The following is a 1,871-nucleotide window of genomic DNA, read 5'->3' on the forward strand; positions in this document are numbered from 1 at the left end:
GCATGTCTGCCTTCCCGGGTTTCCCGTTTTCCGCGATCGTCGGCCAGGACCGGCTCCGTCTGGCGCTGTTGCTGACGGCGGTGTCGCCGGGGATCGGCGGCGTGGTGGTGCGCGGCGAGAAGGGCACGGCCAAGACGACGGCGGTGCGCGCGCTGGGGCCGTTGCTGCCGAAGGGGGCCGTGGTCGACCTTCCGTTGGGGGCGACCGAGGACCGTGTCGTCGGTTCCATCGACGTCGAGTCGGTCTTGACCACCGGCCACGCCGATTTCCGACCGGGCCTGCTGTCCAATGCCGACGGCGGAGTGCTCTACGTCGACGAGGTCAATCTCCTGGCCGATCATCTCGTCGACGTGCTGCTCGATGCCGCCGCAACCGGCCGCGTCACCGTCGAGCGCGATGGCGTGTCGCACGTCGAGGAGACGTCCTTCGTTCTCGTCGGCACCATGAACCCCGAGGAGGGGGAGCTTCGCCCGCAGTTGCTCGACCGCTTCGGGCTCGCCGTCGACGTCACGGCCTCGCGGGATCCCGAGGTGCGGGTGGAGATCATGCGCCGTCGCCTGGCGTACGAGTCCGACCCGCGTGCCTTCGCGTCCCGCTGGGCGGAGGCCGATGGCGATCTGCGCGACCGGTTGGCCCGGGCCCGCGCGCTGGTCGGCGAGATTCCGCTTGACGACGTCCACCTCGCCCGCATTGCGTCGTTGTGCGCCGATTTCGACGTGGACGGCATGCGCGCGGACCTGGTCATCGCACGGACCGCCCGCGCCCACGCCGCATGGCGGGGCGCCTCCGAGATCGACTCGGAGGACATCCGCATCGCCGCCGAACTCGCGCTGCCGCACCGTCGCCGGCGGGATCCCTTCGACGCGCCGGGAGTCGACCAGCAGGATCTCGACGACGCGCTCGACCGCGCCGAGGACCGCTACCCCGACGAAGACGATCACGCCGAGGAGGCGCCGCAGCCGGAGACGCCCGACGCCACGGACGGGCCGGAGGAGGGGGACGCGGAGACGTCGTCAAGCGATGAGCCGGCCCCGGAGCAGCCGGACGCCCCCGCGCCGACGGGAGGTACTGCCCGACTGGGCCATCCCTTTCGCGGCTAGGACGCTGCTGCTCGACGGCGTTGGCGCGGGAGCCGACGGCCGCCGCGGCCGGGCCGCCGGACCCCGCGGGCGCGACATCCGGGCCGTGCGGGATGGCCGGGGAGTGCACGTGCCGGGGACGGTGCTCGCCGCCGCCGAGCGCGGAGCGGGCATCGACGACGGGATGGTGTCGCTCATCGGCGCGGACCTGCGCGGGGCCGAGCGCGAGGGGCGGGAGTCGAACCTCATCGTGTTCCTCGTCGACGCCTCCGGGTCCATGGCCGCACGGGACCGGCTCGAGGCGGTGACGGGCGCGGTGCAATCACTGCTTCGCGACGCCTACCAGCGCCGCGATCGCGTGGCCGTGGTCAGCTTCCGCGGCGATGGCGCAACCGTGGAACTGCCGCCCACGCGGTCGACGGTGGCCGCGAGCCGCCGGCTCGACGACGTTCGCACCGGCGGCCGGACGCCGCTGGCGTCGGGGCTGGAGACCGCGCGGGAGCTGATCGAGCGCGAATACCGGCGCGATCCGTCGCGGCGGGCGATGCTCGTGGTGCTGTCGGACGGGCGCGCGACGTCCGCCGGGGGACGCGAGACCGCCGCACTGGCCGCCGATGCGATCCGGCGCAGGGGAGTGGCCGGGTCGATCGTCGTGGACTGCGAATCAGGCCGCGTGCGGCTGGGGCTGGCCAAGGAGCTGGCGTCGCAGCTCGGGGCACCGTGCCTGCGGATCGAAGACCTCAAGGCGGACGCCGTCGCCGGCGTGGTGAAGGCGGCGGTCGGCGCGTGAGC

2 protein-coding genes are annotated in these 1,871 nt (G+C 73.6%); both read left to right on the plus strand.

The genetic code is table 11. From position 1 onward, the window contains the following. Positions 1–2 precede the first annotated feature (2 nt). Positions 3–1,100: an AAA family ATPase gene (locus GX015_RS06535; protein ID WP_291343744.1), complete on the plus strand. Its 1,098-nt coding sequence runs from the start codon at positions 3–5 to the stop codon at positions 1,098–1,100. Positions 1,101–1,209: 109 nt separating this feature from the next. Further along, positions 1,210–1,869 (plus strand): VWA domain-containing protein, encoded by a 660-nt coding sequence (locus GX015_RS06540; RefSeq protein WP_366926244.1) that lies wholly within the window; start codon positions 1,210–1,212, stop codon positions 1,867–1,869. Positions 1,870–1,871: the final 2 nt, after the last annotated feature.

The sequence above is a fragment of the Corynebacterium sp. genome, from assembly GCF_012837295.1.
GTDB lineage: Bacteria > Actinomycetota > Actinomycetes > Mycobacteriales > Mycobacteriaceae > Corynebacterium.